Consider the following 22,866-nt stretch of genomic DNA (forward strand, 5'->3'; position numbering starts at 1 on the left):
GTGTGATGAAATGTGATAAAACAAATTGGAATCATCGCGGACGATCTGACCGGTGCGAATGACTCGGGTGTACAATTGGCGAAGAAGGGGCTGGTTTCCACCGTCGTCTTCGATCACCGCCATTACCGTCAGGACACCCGTGCCGAAGTGTTGATCGTGGATACGGATAGCAGGGCGAAACGCAGTGTGGACGCCTATGAAGCGGCGTACGAAGCCGCTCAATTCCTTGAAGAGCAGGGCTGCCGCCACATCTACAAGAAGCTGGATTCGACCTTGCGCGGGAATGTTGCAGAGGAATTGTTTGCGGTGCAGAAGGTATTCCGGCCGGACTTGGTGCTGATCGCCCCGGCTTTTCCCAAAATGAACCGCACGACGGTACAGGGACATCATTATGTTCAAGGTGTACTGATCACGGAGACGGAGTTTGCCAAGGATCCCAAAACACCCGTTATGGAAAGTTATATCCCGAAGCTGCTGCAGAGGGTAGGAGAGCCTGAGGCGGTGCTGGTTTCATCAAGTCAAGTGCGGCAGCCCGCCGCGCAATTTCTGCCATGGCTCCAATCCAAGCTGGCCGAAGGCCAAACTTGGTTTGTATGCGATAGTGAGACGGAAGCGGATTTACAGGCGATAGCGGCATTATTTTCACAGCTAGACAAGAAGATTCTGTGGGCCGGTTCTGCCGGATTAATCGAATACTTGCCGGAGGAGCTGTCCCTGATTTCCGTGGAGGAGAGGAGCCAAGACTGGGCTGGGGCGGATAAAGCGCTGATCGTATCAGGGAGCTTGTCCCAAACGACCCGACGGCAGCTTCGTGCCGTCAAGGACATGCCTGGCTCGTTGATGCTGGAGATCGATCCGGCCGCGTTGATTCGTGAAACTTACGACACAGAAGATATCCTGCAGCAAATCGCTCAGGATATGGACAAGCGGTATTTGGTCCTGTACGTCGACGCTTCGGAAGATAACCGCAGGCTGGCAAAAGGAGCAGGGGATGAGCGGGGATTATCTTCAACCGAGGTAAGCGAAGCGATCTCGTTGGGACTCGGAAGAATGACAAAAGCCATTTTACAGGCATACGCTGAGATCCAAGGGTTGGTATTAACCGGCGGGGATACGGCTAAGGCTATCTGTATGGAACTTGGCATGGGAGAAATGCAGCTGTATTCGGAAGTAGAGCCCGGCCTGCCGTTCGGAAGGCTTCAGGGCATGGGAAAAGGCTACTGGACCGTCACCAAAGCCGGGGGTTTCGGAAATGATCGATCCCTGGTAGATTCCCTGCACTATATAACAAATAAGAAAAAGGTGAGAACATGAGCCAGCATAAACCGGTTATCGGGATTACCATGGGAGACGCCGCAGGCGTAGGTCCTGAAATTATACTCAAAAGCCTCATGAATGAGGAGATGTATCATATCAGTCACCCGGTTGTGATCGGGGACGTGAAGATACTGGAGCGGGCAAAGTCCTTCGTGGGCAGTGACTTGACTATCGAAGCGATTAATGCCGATGAGCTCGAGCAGGTTGACTACCGTTTTGGCACGATTCATGTGCTTGATCTGGATCTGCTGCCAGGGGACTTGCCGATAGGACGAGTTGCTCCGGAAGCCGGACACGCCGCGTTCAAATTTTTGGAGACAGCCATCGAATTGGCGAAGGACCATAAAATCCAGGCCATATGCACCGCACCGCTGAATAAGGAAGCCCTGCATAAAGGGGGTCACAAATATCCGGGCCATACGGAGATTCTGGCGGATTTGACCGGAACCACGGACTATTCCATGATGCTGTCGGCGCCGAATCTGAAGGTTATTCACGTGACGACCCATGTCGGCATCCTCGATGCCGTCCGGTCGATTAATCCTGAGCGCGTATACCATGTCATTAAGCTTGCTCATGAGACGCTGCAGAAGTCCGGCATCGCCGCTCCGCGGATTGCCGTTTGCGGAATTAATCCTCATGCGGGCGAGAACGGACTGTTCGGATATGGCGAAGAGGAAGAGAAAGTCATACCGGGCGTCGAAAAGGCGCAGGCGGAAGGAATCCAGGTCGTAGGCCCGCTGCCGGCCGATACGCTGTTCTTCCGGACGGTACGCGGTGACTTTGACATTGTAGTGGCCATGTATCACGATCAGGGACATGGTCCCGTCAAAGTGCTCGGCTTGGACGCAGGCGTCAACATTACCGTTGGCCTTCCGATTATCCGCACCAGTGTCGATCACGGTACAGCGTTCGACATTGCCGGTCAAGGCATCGCCGATGAGAAAAGCTTGATGGAAGCCATCCGTCAGGCGGCTGAGCTGGCGCCTAAAGCGTAAAGATGTTGTTGCTTGGCGGTCATAGCGGCCGCCATTAATCTTTAATGGAAGTGACTGCAGAAGACTCTGCTGAATCACTGCCATAACAAAAAGATGACTCCACCTGTGGGATCATCTTTTTTATTGTTTCTTCATCCGTGATGTTTCAGTGTGATTTTTCGCTAACATGAGAAACTCGATCAACAGTATGAAGGGAAAGGCTGTTTTGGTGATGTTTGGGATTAGAATAGCCGGCTGCCGCGAAAAAATCGCGGCCTTTTTTGTACAACAAAATAAGCATCGTGCCTGAGACTCATTGAGCTATGCATGGTCCTTTAGTCCGTTTAGCTCAACATGTATCTTTAGTAATACTTTTTATAAATAGAACCTTAGAGAACTAGTAGTATCAAAATCAAATGATAGGTCGCACGTAGGGCGATACTGGTATAATATGGCTGTTTTTTTCGCATGGGAAGGACATATGTAGAAGGATGTCGTATTCCCACACCATATATCTTTCTTAGTCGGTTACCGCGGGCAAGTCTTTTTTTGGAATAGCGTTTCAACAGAAGGGCTTACCTTTCATGGTAACTCGCAAGATCAACTGTCAGAGGGAGAGGGGTGATCATAATTGTACAACTAACGGCTTGAAACGAATCGAGGACATCGGCTGATGTTTTGGTTCATGGCAATTAACGCGTTACATAATGATGCTAAAGGAGACCTCGTTACATACACAAGCGAAGTGATTCTTAAAGAGATCATGCAGAATTTTTGAAAAAGGTTAGATTGTGTAAGGAACAGGGTATGAACGTCGAGTTGTGCGGCTTTCGGTACAACAAGGTGGGAAGTGAGTTGTCTTTCTCTTAACTTGCAATCAACAACACTCTGCCTTTTACCGCGCACCCGCCATAATGCAGGAGCTTTCACGGTTCGTGAAATGAAAGTGTATGTATGGTTTAATCGACGGATGAATTCATTTGACAGCATCGGAATGGCTCCAAAGCCTTCCCATTGAAGATAGGGAGGAAACAATGAAAAGAAAACCGATAATCAATCGGCGTTTTAAGTATTTGATGGCGGTTTTCATCATTTTGTTCGGTCAGCTTCTACCTCTGTACCCTCAACAGGCTGAGGCGGCTGCGGATAACTGGCTGAATTTTAAATTTGATGAATTCTCCCAAAATACGGTCAATCAATTTACCTTGAATGGTCATGCCACGATCGCTCAAGGGCAAAATATTATACGATTGACACAACCGACTACGTTACAGAGTGGCGCCGCATTTAACAATACGGCGCTGTGTCCCAGAGACAATTATTCATTCAGCACAGCCTTTTCTTTTAAGATGAGTAACCCGAGCGCCCAAGGCGCAAGCGATGGATTGACTTTTACGCTCCAGACTGGCACAACCAGTCAGAATATGAACGGTGGCGGCTTGGGATATTACGGCATTAGTCCGAGTTTTGCCGTTAAATATGACACGTTTAAAAACGATGTTTATAAGGATCCTTCTTCAAACTACGTTGGACTTGCGGTAAATGGAGACGTAGTGAATCAAGCAGGCTGGTATACCGATTTAGACAGCACCAGCTTCAAATTGTCTAACGGAACCCAGTACTATACGTGGATCGATTACAATAGTTCAACTCAGAATGTTCAGGTTCATCTGGGCACTTCGCCGGATCGGGTAAATGCCAGCAAAGTTTTAGATGTCAATAGCATCGATCTTAGTTCGATATTTAACGGACAATCGATTCATGCCGGTTTTACAGGATCAACAGGGTTGCCGAATTACGAGACGCATGATATCCATAACTGGTATTTTGTGAATGCATACGCACCGATTGAAACTCTCAATCCGAATAATACTTACAAAGTGAACGAGGCACCCGTTGTGCCGGGTGATTCAAAAGTCACCGCGGTAAATACGCCGGTCTCGGGACAAGTAATCGGCACGGACCCGGATGGAGATCCATTGACGTACGCAAAAGGCGCGACGGATCCTCGGAACGGAACTGTGACGGTTAATACGGACGGAACTTGGACGTATACGCCAACGCAAGACTTTATCGGTAGCGATAGCTTCACCGTCATCGCCAATGACGGTAAATGCTCCACTGCCGAAGCTACGATTAACGTTGAAGTATCGGATTCAGTTCCTCCAACGACTCCACAACCGCCTAATGCATGTGGAGTTAAAGTGGCATTGATTAACGGAAGTTTTGAAGAGCCGCCTGGACCAGGGTCAATGAATGGTACATTTGGGTACTATGAAGACGAAGTTCCAGGATGGAAAACGACTGATGATACGGGTGGGGTAAAGTGGATTGAAATCTGGGACTACGCTGAAGGATATCCAGATCCTTATGTAAAACAGCAACCTGCCCCCGTTCATGGAAATCGATACGCAGAGTTAAATGCTAGCGGTAATGGCATGTTATATCAAGACGTAGAGACCACGCCTGGACAGACCATCTATTGGAGACTTTCCCATAAGGGGCTGTACGGTGAAGATACAATGCAGCTTCGCATTGGTCCGGCAACAGCCGATCCTTATGATACCTCAGTAATCGATCAGATGACGGATGGTAACACGGCTTGGGGAACTTATACGGGTTCCTATACAGTTCCTGCAGGACAAACGATGACAAGGTTTGGATTTGAAGCCGTTTCGACATCCAATGGATCGATCGGACACGGCAATCATCTGGATGATATCTTCCTGGGAACCGAACCATGTGTTATCGCAGAAAAATCCGTTTCTCCTGCTGGAGACGTTTTTGAAGGCAATGAACTCACCTACGAAGTCACAGTTAAAAATGAAGGTGGAGACGTTGCCGCAAATACTGTCTTTGAAGACGTCATTCCTGCGGGCACGGAATATGTTCCAGGCTCCATGAAAATGGTGAGCGGGACCAATACCGTTGACCTAACCGATGCAGATGATACAGATGCAGGGCACTTTGACGGCAGCAAGGTGATCATTAGGCTCGGGAATTTGCAGAATACCAATGACTTGCCTGAAGGTATTACGCTTCAATTCAAGGTGAAAGCATTATCCAGCCATATCGGCCAGACGGTCACCAATAAAGCGGCTGTTGATTACAAGAATTTACTCATAGACAAGGATGAAACGACCGAGTCGAATGAGACGACGAGTCAAATTATCGAAAGAGAAGTTGTCAATGCCTGCACTAGACCCGTTGCGCTAATTAACGGCAGTTTCGAGGAACCTGCATATACGCCTGGTGATCCGAAGACCCCTACAGGTCCAGGGTATACATTCCCACAGGATGAGAACGTGCCGGGATGGCATACAACCGACTCAACAGGACGATATGACATTTTTGTTAAGAGCTTGATGGAGGCACCTGGAACTCCTGCTGGAAACAAACATGAGGTAATCCATGGTGAGCAGTTTGCAGAAATTAATAGTTTTGAAAATGCAACGTTATATCAGGATGTTGAGACTACTCCTGGACAAACCATTTATTGGCGCCTAGCTCATAAAGGTAGATTCGGCGTAGACACCATGGCTGTAAATATTGGTTCAGGCAATACGGCTCCGGGTGATCTTCCGACTGTTCGTACAATGTCAACCGATAAAGACGCATGGAAATATTATTCTGGAACTTATACCGTTCCAGCCGGTCAGACGGTAACACGATTTGGATTCGAAGCCATAGCGTCTGCTAACGGAAATATCACCGGTGGTAACTTCATTGATGATGTTTTCCTTGGAACCGAGCCGTGCGTCGTTGCTGAAAAATCCGTTTCCCCTGCAGGACAAGCCTTTGTCGGGGATGAGATTACTTACGAAGTCAACATCAAAAACGCAGGTGGAGACGTTGCCGCCAATACGGTATTCGAGGATGAAATTCCTGCGGGCACGGAATACGTTCCGGGATCGATGAAAATCGTGAGCGGGACTAATGCTAGTGATTTGACTGATGCAGATGATCAAGATGCAGGCCATTTTGACGGCAGCAAGGTGATCATCCGGCTCGGGGATGTGCCGAATACTAATGACTTACCTAACGGCATAACGGTTCAATTCAAAGTCAAAGCATTATCCGACCGTGCGGGAGACTCCGTCTCAAATAAAGCGAATGTGGGGTATAAAAACCTACTCACAAATGAAGACAAAACAACCCCGTCCAATGAAGTAACAACATCTGTAGAGTACAGAGAACCAAAATTAGAAGCTAATAAAACAGCGGAACTGTTTGAAAAAGCTACCGGCAACACCGACGCAGCGCATCCGGAAGTCGGGGACACGCTGCTCTACACGATTCAAACACGCAACACCGTTACAGGCAGCCTAGTGACCAACCTGACGATCTCGGACGAGATTCCAGCGGGTCTGGAATACGTACCAGGCACGTTGAAAGTCGACGATGTGCAAGTCACCGATGACCAAGATGGCGATAAGGGCCATTTCGTTAACGGTAAAATCTTCGGTCAGTTCGGAGATGTGACCGGTACCGGGTGGCACAAGGTGACGTTCCAGGTCAAAGTGCAGTCGGGGCAAGCCGGCAATGACATCCGCAACGTGGCTGAGGTAGATGGCGACAATGTCACCACACCGAGCACGCCGGAGCAAATTGTTGAGGTTTATCCGCGTGAAACTTCGCTGGAGTCCACGAAAACAGCGGAGCTGTTTGAAAAAGCTACCGGCAATACCGACGCCGCACATCCGGAAGTCGGAGACACGCTGCAGTACACGATTCAAACGCGCAACAACATCAAAGATAGTCTGGTTAAAAACTTGACGATCTCGGACGAGATTCCAGCGGGTCTGGAATACGTACCAGGTACACTGAAAGTCAAAGACGTGCAAGTCACCGATGACCAAGATGGCGACAAGGGCCATTTCGCAGACGGTAAAATCTTTGCCCAGTTCGGAGATGTTACCGACACCGAATGGTACAAGGTAACGTTCCAGGTCAAAGTATTGCCAGGACAAGCCGGCAAAGTGATCCGCAATGTGGCTGTCGTGGACGGCGACAATGTCAATACGCCGAAAACACCTAGGGAAGAGGTGGAGATTTATCCTCACGCACCTTCTCTGGAATCCACGAAAACCGCGGAAATGCTTGAAAAAGCAGCCGGAAACACCGACGCCGCGAATCCGGAAGTCGGAGATACCCTGCTTTACACGATTCAAACGCACAACACGATCGAAGATAGTCTGGTAACCAACCTGACGATCTCGGACGAAATACCAGCTGGTCTGGAATACGTAGCGGGTACACTGAAGGTCGACGACCTGCAAGTCACCGATGCTCAAGGGGACGACGCGGGCCATTTCGCTAACGGAAAAGTCTTCGCTCAGTTTGGGGATGTGACCGATACCGAGTGGCACAAGGTGACATTCCAAGTGAAGGTGCTGCCGGGTCAAGCCGGTAAAGACATCCGGAATGTAGCTGCCGTGGATGGCGATAATATCACCACGCCAGGCACGCCGGAGGAAGTCGTCGAGGTTTATCCGCGTGAAACCGCGCTGGAGTCCACGAAGACGGCGGAGCTGTTTGAAAAGGCAACCGGGAATACCGATGCCGCGCATCCGGAAGTCGGGGACACCTTGCTTTACACGATTCAAACGCACAACAAGAACGAAGATAGTCTGGTAACCAACTTGACAATCTCGGACGTGATTCCAGCGGGTCTGGAATACGTAGCGGGTACACTGAAGGTCGACAACGCAGCCGTCACCGATGACCAGGATGGCGATGCGGGTCATTTCGCGAACGGCAAAGTCTTTGCCAAGTTCGGAGATGTGACCGATACCAAGCCGCGTAAAGTGACGTTCCAGGTGAAAGTATTACCGGGTCAAGCGGGCAAAGACATCCGCAACGTGGCTGAGGTAGATGGCGACAACGTCACCACGCCAAGCACGCCGGAGGAAGTCGTCGAGGTTTATCCGCGTGAATCCGCGCTGGAATCCACGAAAACCTCTGAGCTGCTTGAAAAGGCAGCCGGGAACACCGATGCCGCGCATCCGGAAGTCGGGGACACCCTGTCATACACAATTCAAACCCGCAACACAGCATCCGACAGTTTGGTGACCAACCTGACCATTTCGGACGAGATTCCAGCTGGTCTGGAATACGTAGCGGGTACCCTGAAGGTCAACGACGTACAAGTCACCGATAATCAAGATGGCGACAAAGGCCATTTTGCTAATGGTAAAGTTCTCGCTCAGTTTGGAGATGTGACCGATACCAAGTGGCAAAAAGTGACGTTCCAAGTGAAAGTGCTACCGGGTCAAGCCGGTAAAGACATCCGGAACGTGGCTGTGGTGGATGGCGATAATATCACCACGCCAAGCACGCCGGAGGAAGTCGTCGAGGTTTATCCGCGCGAAAACGCGCTGGAGTCGACGAAGACAGCTGAGCTGCTTGAGAAAGCGGCCGGGAACACCGACGCTGCACATGCTGAAGTCGGTGACACCTTGTCTTACACAATTCAGACCCGCAACACCGCCTCCGACAGTCTGGTGACCAACCTGACGATCTCGGACGAGATTCCAGCTGGTCTGGAATACGTAGCGGGTACGCTGAAGGTTGACGGACAAGAAGTCACCGATGCCGAAGGAGACGACGACGGCCATTTTGCAAACGGTAAAGTCTTCGCTCAGTTTGGAGATGTTACCGATACTGAATGGCACCAGGTGACGTTCCAAGTCAAAGTATTACCGGGTCAAGCCGGTAAAGACATCCGGAACGTGGCCGTGGTGGATGGCGATAATATCACCACGCCAAGCACGCCGGAGGAAGTCGTCGAGGTTTATCCGCGTGAGACTGCGCTGGAGTCCACGAAAACAGCGGAGCTGTTTGAAAAGGCAGCGGGGAACACCGATGCCGCGCATCCTGAAATCGGGGACACCCTGCTTTACACGATTCAAACGCGTAACACGGCCTCCGATAGTCGGGTAACCAATCTGACGATCACGGACGAAATTCCAGCAGGTCTGGAATACGTAGCGGGTACGCTGAAGGTCAACGACGTACAAGTCACCGATGACCAGGATGGCGACAAAGGCCATTTCGCAAACGGAAAAATTTTCGCCGGTTTCGGGGATGTTACCGACACTGAGTTGCGTAAAGTGACGTTCCAGGTGAAAGTATTACCGGGTCAAGCCGGCAAGAATATTATCAATATTGCGGCCATAGAGGGCGACAATGTTGGTACACCGGACAGACCAAGAAATGAAGTCGAAGTTTATCCGCGGAATCCGCAGATTGAAACAGATAAGTCTGTAGCGAATACGAATGTAACCAAGGCCACGTATGAGGTCGGGGACACCATCACGTATACGATTCGTGTGAGAGGTGTTGTCAACGATACGTATCTGGAGAATCTGACGATTACCGATACGCTGCCAGCTGGGTTGGAGTACGTTCCAGGCAGCTTGAAAGTGGATGGTGTCACGGTCACGGATCCGAAAGACGATGACGCTGGTCATTCGGTTACCGGAGACGTATATGGCTCATTTGGCAATGTACAGGATATCGAGTGGCATACGCTGGAGTTCCAGGCCATCATCCTGCCGGGTCAAGGCGGGCTGACAATCGAGAACACGGCGCGGGTAACTGGCGATAATATCGAGCTGCCAGGCGAACCGACGGAAAAATTGGTCGTTGAACCGGAACCGCCAGTTGAGCCGCCAGTAGAACCGCCAATCGATCCACCAACCGATCCACCAGTCAACCCACCGGTAGATCCAGATCCACCGGTCACACCGCCTATAACACCGCCGACTCCAGTCATCGAGTCGCGGAAGACGTCGCGGGATCTAAGTGGCGGCAGCATCGAAGTTGGCGATACGCTGGAGTATACAATCTCCGCACGCAATACCGTTGCCGGCAGCTATGTATCGAACCTGGTGATTGCCGACATCCTGCCGGAAGGGCTGGTATATGTAGCAGGCAGTCTGAAGGTGGACGGCGTTTCCGTCACTGATCTCGCCGATGGCGACAAAGGCCAATACGTGAACGGCAAAGTGAGCGGTAACTTTGGACGGATTACGGATACCGAATGGCATACGATTACGTTCCAGGCAACCGTCAAGGCGGGACAAGCCGGTCATACGATCGAGAACATCGGTGAAGTTACAGGTGATAATGTGACTAGTCCGGAGAAGCCATCCAATGTCATCGAAGTAACGGACAACGAGAACAACAATGACAACAATACGAACCCGGGTGGAACGGGAGATTCCGACAGCGATTCAAATGAGGACCCGAACGGAAACTCGAACGAAGACACGGACGGAGATTCCAACGGGAACCCGGATGAAGACTCGAATGGAGACACCGACGGGGATTCGAATACCGGGGTACAAACACCGGACGATCATGACGATTCAACCTTAGGCGTATCGGATTCGACTCCACGAGATCCGGATCAATCCGGAGATCAGGGAACGAACGAGCCTAACAGAAATAAATTGCCGAATACAGCTACGAATATGTACAGTTTTATGTTAGCCGGAGCGATTATGCTTTTTGCAGGTTTGCTTCTGCTCAGAAGAAAAAAAGTATAGGCTAAAAAAGCCGCCCCCCAAGTGAATTGAACTTGAGGGGTGGTTTTTTTAATGTATAAGTAACCTTTTCGAGGAATAAGGTCTTGTAGGTATAAGGTGGTTTAGTCTCTCAGAGAGGGACACACTTCTTCGACTATCGAGACTTTCTGGACTGCCATATTATGTCCAGTTCGACATGACTCAAAGGAAGATAATACTGCAAAATCATGATCTCCGACACCTCAGCGCAGAGTCGAAGGAAGGGGTTTAAAACTCAGGCGGGCTTTTACTGTACCCACTTGACTTCCAGAGCAGCGTTCGGGTATGATTTCCAGTAACTTGAATAACGTTAGACAAAAGCAATGAAGAGAAAGAGTACCTTGGCGACGTCTTTGAACAGAGAGCCCCGGCTGGTGAAAAGGGGTAAGGAAAGAACCTAGGGAATATGGTCTCTGAGCTGTGCACCGAAACCCTGTAGGGTAGTAGGCTGTGCCGGATCCCGCACCCGTTAACGTGCTAGGGTATACACGCGATACATGGCGTCGTACCCGAAGAGGTGAATGCCGCAAGGCATGAATGAAATTGGGTGGTACCACGTGAGCGGCAAGCTCTCGTCCCTTTTGGGATGAGGGCTTTTTTTGTTGTCTAAATAAAGGAGGAAGATTGACATGGCGAACATTTTTATCGGCGGTGCCTGGCCTTACGCTAACGGGTCCTTACATTTGGGGAGACTTGCAAGCCTCTTGCCCGGCGACGTGTTGGCACGTTATTTCCGCGCGAAAGGTGATCAAGTCCTGTACGTATCCGGTAGTGATTGTCATGGAACGCCTGTGGCGGTTCAAGCCATTCAGGAGGGCGTGGCTCCCGGGGATATTGCGGATCGGTACCATAGGGAGTTTGTGGATTGCTTCGAACGGCTGGGTTTCTCCTACGATTTGTACACGCGAACCGATCAGGCGTTTCATCACGCGGTAGTGCAGGAGTTGTTTCTGAAGCTGCTGGACAACGGACATCTGTACCGTAAAATCGTGCTGCAAACGTATTGCGAAACCGATCGACGGTTTCTGCCGGACCGCTATGTGGAAGGAGACTGCCCTGTATGCGGCAGCAGGGCCCGTGGCGATCAGTGCGACGCCTGCTCCACGATACTTGATCCGTCCGACCTGACGAACAGGACCTGCAAAATTTGCGGAAACCCTCCGGTGGAGCGTCCTACTGAGCATTTTTACGTATCGCTGTCGCATTTTCAGGGGGAGCTGACCAATGACCTGAATAACGCACAAGGCTGGCGGGACAATGCGGTGCAACTGACCCGCAGATATCTGGAGGAAGGCCTTCAGGATCGGGCGGCTACAAGGGATCTGACGTGGGGCGTAGATGTGCCTATTCCGGGATTTGAGGATAAGAAAATCTATGTCTGGATCGAAGCGGTAAGCGGCTATTTATCCGCCAGCAAACAGTGGGCCGCAGAGACGGGCGGTGATTGGGAATCCTTTTGGCTCAAGGGGAGGGATGGGATTACGGCTTACTATGTTCATGGGAAGGATAATATCCCGTTTCATACGCTGATCTGGCCAGCGCTGCTGAAGGGGACCGGTGACCTGCATTTACCGGACCGAATCATATCTTGCGAGTACATGACGCTGGAAGGGAAGAAGTTCTCGACCAGTCGGAATTGGGCGATATGGGTGCCGGATGTGTTAAGCCGTTATCAGCCGGACTCCATTCGTTACTTCCTCATTGCGAACGGACCCGAGAAGCGGGATACCGATTTCTCTTGGAGGGAGTTCATTCACAGTCACAATGGCGAACTGCTTGGCGCATTTGGGAATTTCGTCAACCGTACTTTGGTGTTTGTGAACAAATCGTTTGAGGGGAAAGTGCCCGAGGGCTGCATATCCGAAGAGTGGCAGAGCAGAGTTGAGGCATTGTATCGCGAGGCTGGGGCGCTTATTGAGGGTGGGCGACTGAAGGAAGCGTTGGAACGGATTTTTAGCACAGTGCGCCTGGCGAACAAATATTTTGATGAACGGAAGCCGTGGATTCAGGTCAAGGAGGATCATGAAGCGTGCCGGACAACGCTGTTTATTTGTGTTCAGATCATAGCCAATTTGGCGAATCTGCTGCAGCCGTTCATTCCATTTTCTTGCAATAGGATACGGGACTTTCTCTCGCTGGAGCAAGCGGCGTGGGAGTGGAGCCATGTTCCGGCTGGCAGGCCGATTCATGACGTAGAGCTATTATTCGAGCGGATCGATCCAAGCCGGATTGAGGAGGAGACGCGCAGGCTGGGGGAGCTGTCCCTCTAATGATAGGACTCTACGTTTCTCAAACTCCCAAAAGGCGAGTCGATGGAGTTGGGAGGCGCGAGGAGCTATTGTCGTTATGATGCAAATCGTACGATACCCTGGAGGTAAAATAGGAGCTGCATCAAGGATCTAGGGATCTGGAGACAAGGGATCTGGGTATCAAGGTATGGAGAGTTAAGGATAGGATCGAGGTAAGGAATCAAGATACCGGGAGTGAGGAATCAAGTAATTAAGGTATGGAGAATCGAGAGTTGAGGATTGAGGAATTAAGTAATTAAGGTATCGAGAGTTGAGGATTGAGGAATTAAGTAATTAAGGTATGGAGAATCGAGAGTTGAGGATTGAGGAATCAAAGTATCAAGGCACCGAGAACGAGAATCGAGAATTAGGGAATTAAGGTATTAAGGTAACGAGAGTCGAAGTAAGGCATCGAGGGGCGACGGCTCAAAGACTCAATGCATCTAGGTTTTTTGATGGGTCTGGTTTGTGTTTTAAAGGACAGTCGTTCCGCTATTTCTGTGTTTTTGGCCATTTCGTAGTGGTTTGAGGACATGAGATCCGCTATTCGCAAAATATTCCGGGATTTTTCCGTGAATGTGTTACATTAACGGATCCTGTGTCCGCAAGGTATCAAAAAACGATCGAATATCAGCAAATAGCGGATCCTGTGTCCGGATGATCTCAAAAACGGCTCAATATCCGCCAATAGCGGATTTTGTGCCCGCATGAACACAAAAACAGCCCAAGATATCAGCCAATAGCCTTCCATGTCCGTCTGGACTCAAAAAGGCGCAGTTCTCAGCGAAAAGAGCACCCATCCGCACACTGCAGTCGAAGCTGTATGAAGCGAGAGTTTCAAAAGATTACCGACTGAAACGCGCAAATAGATGGTGAGGAGCCTCCAGCAAGACGCAAGAGGAGCCCCAGCAGGACGCAAGAGGAGTCTCCAGCAAGACGCAAGAGGAGCCCCCAGCAAGACACAAGAGGAGTCTCCAGCAAGACGCAAGAGGAGCCCCCAGCAGGACGCAAAAGGAGCCTCCAGCAAGACACAAGAGGAGCCCCCAGTGCTGAGGGCTCCTCTTCATTACAGTAACGCAAACGTTGTATCTTCACGGGTTAGTTGTCCGTTTCATGAATCCAATCGGTCAATATGGCGTTAAACAGATGGGGCTCTTCAAACATCGGATTATGGCCGCTTTTTTCAAAAATGGCCTTCTTCACGTTAGCTTGCGAGCCGTTAATCGCATCCCAAAGCGATACGGGGCTAACCAAATAGTCGTACCGCCCAAGACCAATGAGGACGGGCTTGGCAACCTCTTTCAGCGAATCGATCAGATTGAGCCGCGCGAAGGCTTCTCCCCATAAATGATCGATGACGGGCATGTTGGTGAAGACGCCTTCCCACATCCAGGCCGCGTCATAGGCATAATCATAGAAGCTGTGCGCTCCCATTCGGATGCACATATGAGCAAACCGCCGTTCAGGCTCCCTCTGGATATCACCCTCCAGCAGGGTGATATCCGCTTCAAACTGCCGTTTCCGCTCAGGACACGCCGTCTCATTGAAAAAAGCAAAGCTCTGCTGCTGCCGCTCCGGGCTGTTGGTCGGGGCGGTGTTCAGCAGGACTACCTTCCGGACGTGTTCCGGGTATTTTTTGGCATACTCCAGCGCCATGAAGGCGTGCCCCGAATGCCCCAATATAATAAAATCCTCCAGTTCCAGCGTTTGTCTTGCCGCTTCGATATCATCCAGAACCTTATCCAGTGTGTATTCTTCCGGCTCCAGTGTCCGAGGGGGCTTAACAAAGCCTCGATGGTCCAGGAAAATCAGTTGAAATGAAGTGTAGAGTTGTTCCGAAAACAAGCGGGGGTAGTAAATACTGCTTCCCACCACCAAAATGGGCCTGCCATTTCCACGAATGGAAACATTCAATGCAAATCCTTCGCTCATTACCGTACTCTGTATGTTCATGTTTATCGTCCTCGTTTCATTTTTTAAATTAAACGCACCATCCCCTTTCCTGTTCAGATTCCATTACATTCTCCATAGAACGTTCCAACATTCTATCTCACCTCGATTAGCGTTCGTTCAAGCTCAGTATAGCACCAGACATGCGCTCGGTCGACAGCCATTCAAGCATGCCCCGGACCACACATAGCGTCTCTACATCCGGACCGGTATTCGTTCCAGGACCGTTGGTTCAGCCACGGTTTGCATAGGGAGCAGTACCCTCGATGCGGCATCTGCGCGTATCGCTGCTGTAAAAAACGCTGCTGTAAAAAGCATGGTGCAAAGGCTTCGAACTACCTATTCTCCAGCTCCCCTTATTCAGCCGTATTGCGGATCGTCAGGGTGATTCCAGGATAATCCGCGGCAATTGCGCTCTTACGCTCGATGATGCGGTTAATATCAAAGGCAGAGCTGAATAATTCGGGCTCAGGCTTGAATGTCACGCTGGTGCCCGTCTCTTGAGTCATGCCGACAATCAGAAGCCCGGTCTGCGGAATGCCGTGCCTGTACTCCTGCCGGTATATGCTACCGTCACGGCGAATTTCCACGGTCAGATGCTTGGAGAGAGCATTGACTACTGCGATGCTGATGCCCTTCTCCGCGCCGGGGGCCAGAAAGTGTGCGCTGGTGTTCAATCGGTGGACATCGGTTAGTACCGATTGTACGACTGGGATGTTGGAATTCGGAAGGGCCTGCACGGGAATGCCTCTCCCGTTATCGGTAACCGTCACGCTGCCATCCTCATGCAGGTAAATGCCAATCTGATCGCCATACCCACTCGTGTGCTCCAATATGGAATTTTCCACGACGGCCCAGAGCAGCTGATGAATATCGAAGCCGTGCGAAGTCCCAAAATACATCCCTGCATTGTTGCGGGTTTCGGTCATCTCCAGGTAATCGCTTGTATCGAGCAGATCGCCAGCAGCAGAGAGCAGCAGTAGGAACGGCAGGCTCCGATGCTTAGGAAGAGCGTACTTTCCGCCTTGCTCCTGTACAAGGAGATCCGCGCCGAGCAGCGCCTTGAGATGGTGATACAGCTGACCCGTTGTTCCCATATTCAAACGTTCTACCAGCTCGGTGCCGGATAGGGGCTCTGCCATGACGGCCTTTAAAATATCCAGGCGCTGCTTGTTGCCCAGTGCTGCGAGGATTTTGGCGGCCTTCTCGGTGTTCATGTCCAGCAATTGATCCATTCGCCGTTCCTGCGGCTCCCAGCGGATGTTTTGTCCATTCAGGTGCACTTGTCCGGAGTAGAAGACGGAGCCGTCCTCGGAGGCTGCTTTATATATCGTAGGTGTTGGCGAGATTTCTTGGCGGTGTTGGTTTGATGCGGAACCAGGTTTGCGTTCCATAAGGGCTTGATAGACAAGCTGCTGCAGTTCCGTCATTTGATTCTTTAAGACATCCATCTCATAAACCAGATCACGTGTCATGGGGAATCATCAACCTCGCTTTATCATTATTATGTTATTACGTAATTATTATATTACGTAATTAAAACGTTGTAAACCCATAATAAGGAAAACGGTGCATGGTTAAGCGATTTGTTCGTTTATAGTTGTTTTTTATCTATTTTTATCATTCAGGGTCGTCTTACAATGAACGCAAAGGCTGGTGACATTCATTTGGGTGAAAGAATCATTCGGAATTTTAGGCAGGGCGATATGCCTCTGCTGGGGGAGCTGTATCAGGCAGTATCCGCAGCGGATGCGTTGTTTTGGTGGGTAGGTGACCAGGAGAATTGGGGCAATGTGTTCTGTGCTATTGAAGACGGGAAGATGGTGGCCAAGGGACAGGTGGGCATTATTAACGTGATCCCGCCGGGATGTGCGCCTAACTGCAAGCATCACATTTATGTGAATCTCAAGGCTGTACCGCAGCGGGAGCGGGATTATGATCTGTTAGGTGAAATGTATAAGATGCTCTATGAACATGCCCTTGTGTTAAAGAGGACGCTGCCGGAGACATACGGGATGTATTTGTGCGTGGGAAACTATGCCCATGAGACCGGCAACAACACTTTTTTTACAGAGGAAATCGGATTTCAGCCGCTGGAGAAGCTGTATACCATGAAGCGGTCACTTGAGGAGCCTTTACAAGCCTTGCCGTTGGATGATCGCTATCGCTATCGATTATGGAGGATGGAGTCTGCGGAAGAGGAAGAGATGTATCTAAAGCTCGAGGCCGAGGTTTGGCCGGAAGCGCCGCTGGGGCTTGAACGCTTACGGGAATATAAAGAGCATCCCGGCTGGACTGCGATGAATGTCTTGGAAGGGGACATGATTATAGGCAGTACCATGGCATGGCTGGAAGAGGGGAACGTCGGCGTGATTGAAGATGTGTTTGTGAGAGAGCCGTGGAGACAACGGGGAATCGCCAAATATCTGCTCCACCGTGCCATGTCCTATCTTCAGGCTCAAGGATCCACCTCGGTAAAACTTGAAGTGAAGGCAGCCAATGAAACGGCGTTGTCACTCTATCAGTCGGTTGGCTTTGTCAAAGACCAAGAGGAGCACCGATTTTATCTGCCTCTGCAGGAGGAAGGCCGCTAATAAGTGTTCGACGGCCATGCGTGCGTCAAGCATGTAGGACGGTCATCCAAGCATGTTGGTTGACAGCCATCGAAGCATCCCCCCGTGCACTTATCGTACGCACAGGATGTCATACGCACGATGGGATAAAACAAAAACCACGCACGGATCAATCCTGGCGTGGTTTTTTTATATGAAAATTAGGAAAGTTATGAGGTCGATTCCCGCTCGCCTGTCACATTTGGATTGGCATCCAAGATTCTTTCCGTGACGCTCCACAGTTTCGGCAGGAAATGGAGAACCTCGTCTGCCCGCTGCAGCAGGTCATCGGTGGAAGTTATGCCGAGATCCGCAAGGATCGCATCAAAAGGAGGGGTATACTGCTCCTGAAACTCAGGAGTCCCGTCGACCTCCAATATGTTGTGGCAGCGAGCGAAGGTAGCCACCATCCAGAAGACGGCTTCCCTATGGCTTCCGTTTAGGATCAGCTCGCGGCTGCCGTCAATGGCAATGGTTCTTGCATCCGGCGTAATGTCACTGCTGAAGAAGAAAGGGGTCTTCGCAATCGCAGACGCGGCATCGAAGGTTCGGGCCAATCCATTGAGATGAATCATGGCTTGTTCGGCACTCATGTCTTTACAGCCCAAAAGTCGTAACAGCTCCTCATATACCTCCTCCTGGTTATACTCCTTGAGGACATCGCGAACCGCTGCATAGCGGAGCCTGACCGTGGGGTTTCGAAGAGCGGCGACCAGGAGCATATGGGTAGTTACGCCGGTAGGGAACAGCCAAGAGGTAACCTGGCGATGCCAAGGGCCAGAAGGATCTATGGATCGGAGTCCGGTTATGATTCGTTCGCGCACGTTCTCACAGCGGCGGGTAACCCATATCCGGTCGGCAAAATGACGTGAAACCTCCGTCTGCAGCTTGCGCAGCTGCCCAGTCGGATCGGACATCAGGGTGTCTACACGGAAGCTGCCGGCAAGATGATAGGACGTTAATACCTGCTCGGGCGAGGCGAGATCCCGCCAGGACAGATAGGTGGCTTCGATCAAGGCGTCCTGGTAGATAAACTTTCCCAGCTTAAGAGGGGGCTCCGCATCCTGGGTAACGATAACGATGTCAATATCCGAGGACGGGTCCATCTCCGCCTCATCCGGCTTTCCGACTGTGGAGCCGCTAAAATAGGCACCCATGTATCCAGGCTCCCTGCTGGCATGCTGCAAGACCCAGTCCGTTGCCGCAGCGCGTGCTGATCCAACGTTCATTATCAGTTTCCTCCTCTACCTGCATGGTGTCGCAGAAAATAACAAAAATATCCTGTTTTCCATTCATTAATCATTATATGGACTTCCCTTCCAATGTACAACCGCTTACAAAAAGGGGGGCCGTCATGCACATAATAAAGAGATGGAGATGCATGGGGGAAAGAAGATAACCCGGATGGATGCAGGATACTTGAAAAGGCTCGATACATATAAGCTGGCACCAGTCTTCGCCAGTGTGAAATAAAAAAACGGACATTCCAATACTCGCTGACGTTCGGCGATCGGTAATGTCCGTTTTTTGGCGTGCTCTATTCTATTCATCCGCAATGACTAGCGTTGTATTGGTTTTTTTGAATTTTGGGATGAAGCTTGCATGGACGTTCGCATCGGTCACGATCGTATCAATCTTGTCGAGCGATGCGATGGAAATGGTGACGTCTTTGCCGAACTTGGTGCTGTCCGCCATGACAATCACCTCTTTGGACAGCTCGATCATTTTTTTGCGCGTAATGGCTTCTTCCAGATTGTAGTCGGAAATGCCTTTTTCGATGGTGATGCCGCTGCAGCAGATGAAGGCTTTCAACACATTCAGCTCATGAAAGTTGAAGATGTATTCATACGCGACGACGGATTGTTCCTCCCGCCGGATTTTGCCGCCGATCATAATCAGTTCTACATCGCTGTCCATCAGCTCAATCGCAACCGGTAGCGAATTCGTAACCACCGTCAGCTTCTTCTTATGCTTCACGTATTTGGCCATCTGATACGTAGTCGAGCCGCTGTCGATATAGATGCAATCGCCGTCATGGACGAATTCGCCGCATTTGCGGGCAATCCGGTCCTTCTCTTCCAACTGGCTGACCATGCGCTCGTCCATGGACGATTCGCCGAACCGGGACTCCACGAGCTTAACCCCGCCATATATTTTCTCGATCCGCCCCTGCTTGGTCAAGGTGTTCAAATCCCGGCGCAGCGTATCCACCGAGACGTTCAGCTCTTCCGTTAGCTCCGTGATCTTCAGCACTTTTCGAATCGTAAGCAGCTCAAGTATTTTCTTTTGCCTCTCCAGTGGAAACATTCGCTCACCCATTCAATCCGCATTAGTAGTTGGTGCCTGCATTCATGTCTAGTTTACCGATTCGCTCGGCCATGTTCAATAGAAATACCTATATTATTCGTAAGTTAGGCAACTAATGTGGATGAATATGGTCAATAGTTGGTCTTAATTTATGAATGATATATGCATAATTTACTTACATTTAACAGTTCTCATGATTCTTGTTTACATATGGTTTCTATACTGAGGATGTGTTTAAGGGAGGTGAGCCGTTTGCTGAAGCTAGAGCATATTAGCAAACAATTCGACGATAAAGTGGTTTTGGATGACATCAACGTAGAAATCGGTTCGGGCGAGATCGTGTCACTGCTCGGTCCGAGCGGCAGCGGAAAGACCACATTACTGAATATTATTTTGGGACTCACCCGGATGGATCAGGGAAAAATCGTGTTCCAAGATCAAGATCTGAGCAACGTGCCGATGAGAAAGCGGGGGTTTAATATCGTTTTTCAGGACTATGCCTTATTCCCTAATCTGAATGCCTACGACAATATCGTATACGGCCTGCGCAACAAGAAGGGGAGCGTGAGTCAGCAGGAGGTACAGGAATATATCGAGTTTCTGGAGCTTCAGCCCCACTTGAACAAGCGGATCGGCGAATTGTCGGGCGGGCAGAAGCAGAGAGTGGCCCTGGCCAGAACGCTGGTCACAAAACCGAAGATCCTGCTGCTCGATGAGCCGCTCAGCGCGCTGGACGGCGTGATCAAGGAGTCGATCAAGCAGCGGATTCAATCGATTGCCAGAGAATTCAAACTGACCACGATCATTGTGACGCATGACCCGGAGGAGGCGCTGACGCTTTCGGACAAAATCCTGATTATCCATCAGGGACAGATTGCCCAATTCGGCACACCCCAGGAGATTGTCCATCATCCGAGCAATGATTTTGTGAAGCAGTTTATTATCAAGCAGTTGCACATCAAAAGACAGAACATCTACAACCTGTTCGGTGAGCAGTATGCATAACGTGAAACCGGAAATGCGGATTATCTTTACCGTCATCCTGTTATTGTTCGCCGTGTTTCTGTTCTTGCCGCTGCTCATTCTGCTCATCCGTTCCTTCGAATCCGATCAGGGGTTTACCCTCGGGCATTATGTATCCATAGGGTCGAATCGGGAATTCATCACAGCGATTGGCAACAGTGTGAAGATATCGGGCATCACGGCGGTGATCACAACCGTCCTGGGGTTTATACTCGCGTATTCCATTCATTGCACCAAAATATACCGGCCTGTTAAAGGCCTGCTGAAAACGGTCATCATCATCCCCATGCTGCTCCCGACCATTACATATGGGTTCGCCATTATGTATTCGTTCGGTAATCAGGGATTGATCACCCGGCTTGCCGGGCGCAATTTGTTTGAAATCTACGGATGGAACGGGCTGCTCATAGGCTACGTCATTTACACGCTGCCACCAGTATTCCTGTTGATCCATAACGCGTTTAAGTACATTGATAAAAAGTTCATCATCGTCTCCAAGTTAATGGGTGACGGTACGATGAGAAGTTTCCTGAATACGATTTTGCGCCCCCTCGCCGGAGCGCTTGGCGGAGCCTTTGTGCTTTCTTTTATCCTAAGCTTTACGGATTTTGGCATTCCGGCTTCGGTTGGCGGTACCTATCCGGTCGTGGCAACGCAGCTGTATCAGGTGATGCTGGGCTCCATTCCGGACTTCAACCAAGGCGCTGTCATTGCGGTGATGATGCTGATCCCCGCCGTGTTCGGCATCTGGCTGCTGAACTACCTGGAAAAATGGAATTTCCACTATGACAAGCTGTCGGACATCGAGCTGCCGCGGCAGCGCATTCGGGATATCGCCTTCGGCATAATGTCATCGGTCATCGTGCTGGGCATACTATCGGTTTTTGCCGTGATGTTCATTGCGCCATGGCTGAGCAGCTACCCCTATGACCTGACGTTTACGCTTAAGCATGTACGGGACGTCTTTCAATCGGGTGATTTGACGGGGGTATACCGCAATTCGCTCTGGGTCGCCTTGCTGACAGCGCTGTTTGGCACCTTGATGGCATACGGATCAGCGCTGATGAATGTGCGTACGTCGTTAAAAGCCCGATCCACGGTGGATATGGTATCGATGATCACGAATACGGTGCCCGGCATGGTACTGGGGATATCCTACCTGCTCTTCTTTAATGGAAGCAGCCTGAAGGGAACCTTCATCATTATCGTTCTGTGCAATATCGTTCATTTCTTTACGACGCCGTATCTGATGGCCAAGAACTCCCTGTCTAAGATGAATCCCTCATGGGAAACCACGGGAGAACTGCTTGGGGACAGCTGGTTCAAGACCGTTTATCGGGTGATCCTGCCAAACTCGGCTTCAACCGTCATAGAGATGTTCAGCTACTATTTCATCAACGCTATGGTGACGATCAGCGGCATTATCTTTCTTGTATCTGCCCAGACGTCGCTTGTAGCCAGCAAGATCAAAGAGCTGCAGCATTTCGCCAAGTTTAATGAGATTTTCGTGCTGTCGATGCTGATCTTCTTCACGAATCTGATCATCAAGCTGGTTTGCGACGCATTGCAGAGCAGAACGGCGCAGCGCTAAAGCTGCTATTGCGTTCATGTCCGCTGCGATGCCGGATATGCGGTTGGCAAAAAACATACTTGAACACCGAGCGAAAGAGGACTAATCGTATTGGAGAAGCGTATGCGTTCGCCTTTGTCTGCGGTTTCTACAGTGGATTCATTCCAATCAGAGAAATCTGAAGACAACAGCGATATGAGGTGCGATACGGTATCTCAGCGGACATCAAGCACTGAGCCTGTTTTTTAATAC

At 50.4% G+C, this 22,866-nt stretch carries 12 protein-coding genes and 1 other annotated feature; of the genes, 7 read left to right on the forward strand and 5 right to left on the reverse strand.

Going from position 1 to position 22,866, the window contains the following annotated elements:
• The first annotated feature begins 12 nt into the window (after window positions 1-12).
• The 4 genes from BJP58_RS21145 (at window position 13) to metG (ending at window position 13,134) form a co-directional block, all read left to right on the forward strand.
• Complete coding sequence (locus tag BJP58_RS21145; RefSeq protein ID WP_194540425.1) at window positions 13-1,314, forward strand: four-carbon acid sugar kinase family protein; 1,302 nt, start codon at window positions 13-15, stop codon at window positions 1,312-1,314.
• On the forward strand, window positions 1,311-2,315 hold the full coding sequence (gene pdxA / locus BJP58_RS21150) for a 4-hydroxythreonine-4-phosphate dehydrogenase PdxA (RefSeq protein WP_194540426.1): 1,005 nt from the start codon (window positions 1,311-1,313) through the stop codon (window positions 2,313-2,315). The genes BJP58_RS21145 and pdxA overlap by 4 nt, the downstream gene beginning before the upstream one ends.
• A gap of 1,013 nt (window positions 2,316-3,328) precedes the next feature.
• A complete protein-coding gene (locus tag BJP58_RS21155) occupies window positions 3,329-10,846 on the forward strand; it encodes an isopeptide-forming domain-containing fimbrial protein (protein ID WP_194540427.1) in 7,518 nt (2,505 codons plus the stop codon).
• A 332-nt stretch (window positions 10,847-11,178) separates the two neighbouring features.
• Window positions 11,179-11,447: a binding site (T-box leader), on the forward strand.
• A gap of 46 nt (window positions 11,448-11,493) precedes the next feature.
• Window positions 11,494-13,134, forward strand: a complete 1,641-nt coding sequence (gene metG / locus BJP58_RS21160; protein ID WP_194540428.1) for a methionine--tRNA ligase — start codon at window positions 11,494-11,496, stop codon at window positions 13,132-13,134.
• A gap of 1,116 nt (window positions 13,135-14,250) precedes the next feature.
• Here the strand turns inward: metG and BJP58_RS21165 are convergent.
• From BJP58_RS21165 to BJP58_RS21170, 3 genes are all read right to left on the reverse strand, one after another.
• The gene (locus tag BJP58_RS21165) at window positions 14,251-15,105 is read right to left on the reverse strand and encodes an alpha/beta fold hydrolase (RefSeq protein ID WP_194540429.1); all 855 of its coding nucleotides are present in this window, start codon (window positions 15,103-15,105) and stop codon (window positions 14,251-14,253) included.
• A gap of 192 nt (window positions 15,106-15,297) precedes the next feature.
• Entirely contained in the window at window positions 15,298-15,420 is a 123-nt protein-coding gene (locus tag BJP58_RS33955; protein WP_267907821.1) for a hypothetical protein, read from the reverse strand.
• 38 nt (window positions 15,421-15,458) lie between these two features.
• Window positions 15,459-16,577, reverse strand: a complete 1,119-nt coding sequence (locus BJP58_RS21170) for an ATP-binding protein (RefSeq protein ID WP_194540430.1) — start codon at window positions 16,575-16,577, stop codon at window positions 15,459-15,461.
• 165 nt (window positions 16,578-16,742) lie between these two features.
• Between BJP58_RS21170 and BJP58_RS21175 the strand changes: the two genes are divergently transcribed.
• Window positions 16,743-17,696 (forward strand): GNAT family N-acetyltransferase, encoded by a 954-nt coding sequence (locus BJP58_RS21175; RefSeq protein ID WP_233354708.1) that lies wholly within the window; start codon window positions 16,743-16,745, stop codon window positions 17,694-17,696.
• Between the two features lie 188 nt (window positions 17,697-17,884).
• On the opposite strand, the gene BJP58_RS21180 is transcribed toward BJP58_RS21175, so the two are convergent.
• A complete protein-coding gene (locus tag BJP58_RS21180; protein ID WP_194540431.1) occupies window positions 17,885-18,943 on the reverse strand; it encodes a hypothetical protein in 1,059 nt (352 codons plus the stop codon).
• Between the two features lie 313 nt (window positions 18,944-19,256).
• Entirely contained in the window at window positions 19,257-20,021 is a 765-nt protein-coding gene (locus tag BJP58_RS21185; RefSeq protein ID WP_194545017.1) for a DeoR/GlpR family DNA-binding transcription regulator, read from the reverse strand.
• A gap of 252 nt (window positions 20,022-20,273) precedes the next feature.
• Between BJP58_RS21185 and BJP58_RS21190 the strand changes: the two genes are divergently transcribed.
• Entirely contained in the window at window positions 20,274-21,026 is a 753-nt protein-coding gene (locus tag BJP58_RS21190) for an ABC transporter ATP-binding protein (RefSeq protein ID WP_194540432.1), read from the forward strand.
• Complete coding sequence (locus BJP58_RS21195) at window positions 21,019-22,635, forward strand: ABC transporter permease subunit (RefSeq protein WP_194545018.1); 1,617 nt, start codon at window positions 21,019-21,021, stop codon at window positions 22,633-22,635. Before BJP58_RS21190 ends, BJP58_RS21195 begins: the two co-directional genes overlap by 8 nt.
• The last annotated feature ends 231 nt before the right edge of the window (window positions 22,636-22,866 follow it).

It is taken from the genome of Paenibacillus sp. JZ16 (assembly GCF_015326965.1).
In the GTDB taxonomy this organism is placed as follows: domain Bacteria; phylum Bacillota; class Bacilli; order Paenibacillales; family Paenibacillaceae; genus Paenibacillus_AQ.

Coding starts and splice junctions, on each gene's coding strand:
- BJP58_RS21175 (WP_233354708.1), top strand. CDS start 16,743: ATGAACGCAAAGGCTGGTGACATTCATTTGGGTGAAAGAATCATTCGG.
- BJP58_RS21170 (WP_194540430.1), bottom strand. CDS start 16,577: ATGACACGTGATCTGGTTTATGAGATGGATGTCTTAAAGAATCAAATG.
- pdxA (WP_194540426.1), top strand. CDS start 1,311: ATGAGCCAGCATAAACCGGTTATCGGGATTACCATGGGAGACGCCGCA.
- BJP58_RS21165 (WP_194540429.1), bottom strand. CDS start 15,105: ATGAACATACAGAGTACGGTAATGAGCGAAGGATTTGCATTGAATGTT.
- BJP58_RS21185 (WP_194545017.1), bottom strand. CDS start 20,021: ATGTTTCCACTGGAGAGGCAAAAGAAAATACTTGAGCTGCTTACGATT.
- BJP58_RS21180 (WP_194540431.1), bottom strand. CDS start 18,943: ATGAACGTTGGATCAGCACGCGCTGCGGCAACGGACTGGGTCTTGCAG.
- BJP58_RS33955 (WP_267907821.1), bottom strand. CDS start 15,420: ATGCTTTTTACAGCAGCGTTTTTTACAGCAGCGATACGCGCAGATGCC.
- BJP58_RS21195 (WP_194545018.1), top strand. CDS start 21,019: ATGCATAACGTGAAACCGGAAATGCGGATTATCTTTACCGTCATCCTG.
- metG (WP_194540428.1), top strand. CDS start 11,494: ATGGCGAACATTTTTATCGGCGGTGCCTGGCCTTACGCTAACGGGTCC.
- BJP58_RS21155 (WP_194540427.1), top strand. CDS start 3,329: ATGAAAAGAAAACCGATAATCAATCGGCGTTTTAAGTATTTGATGGCG.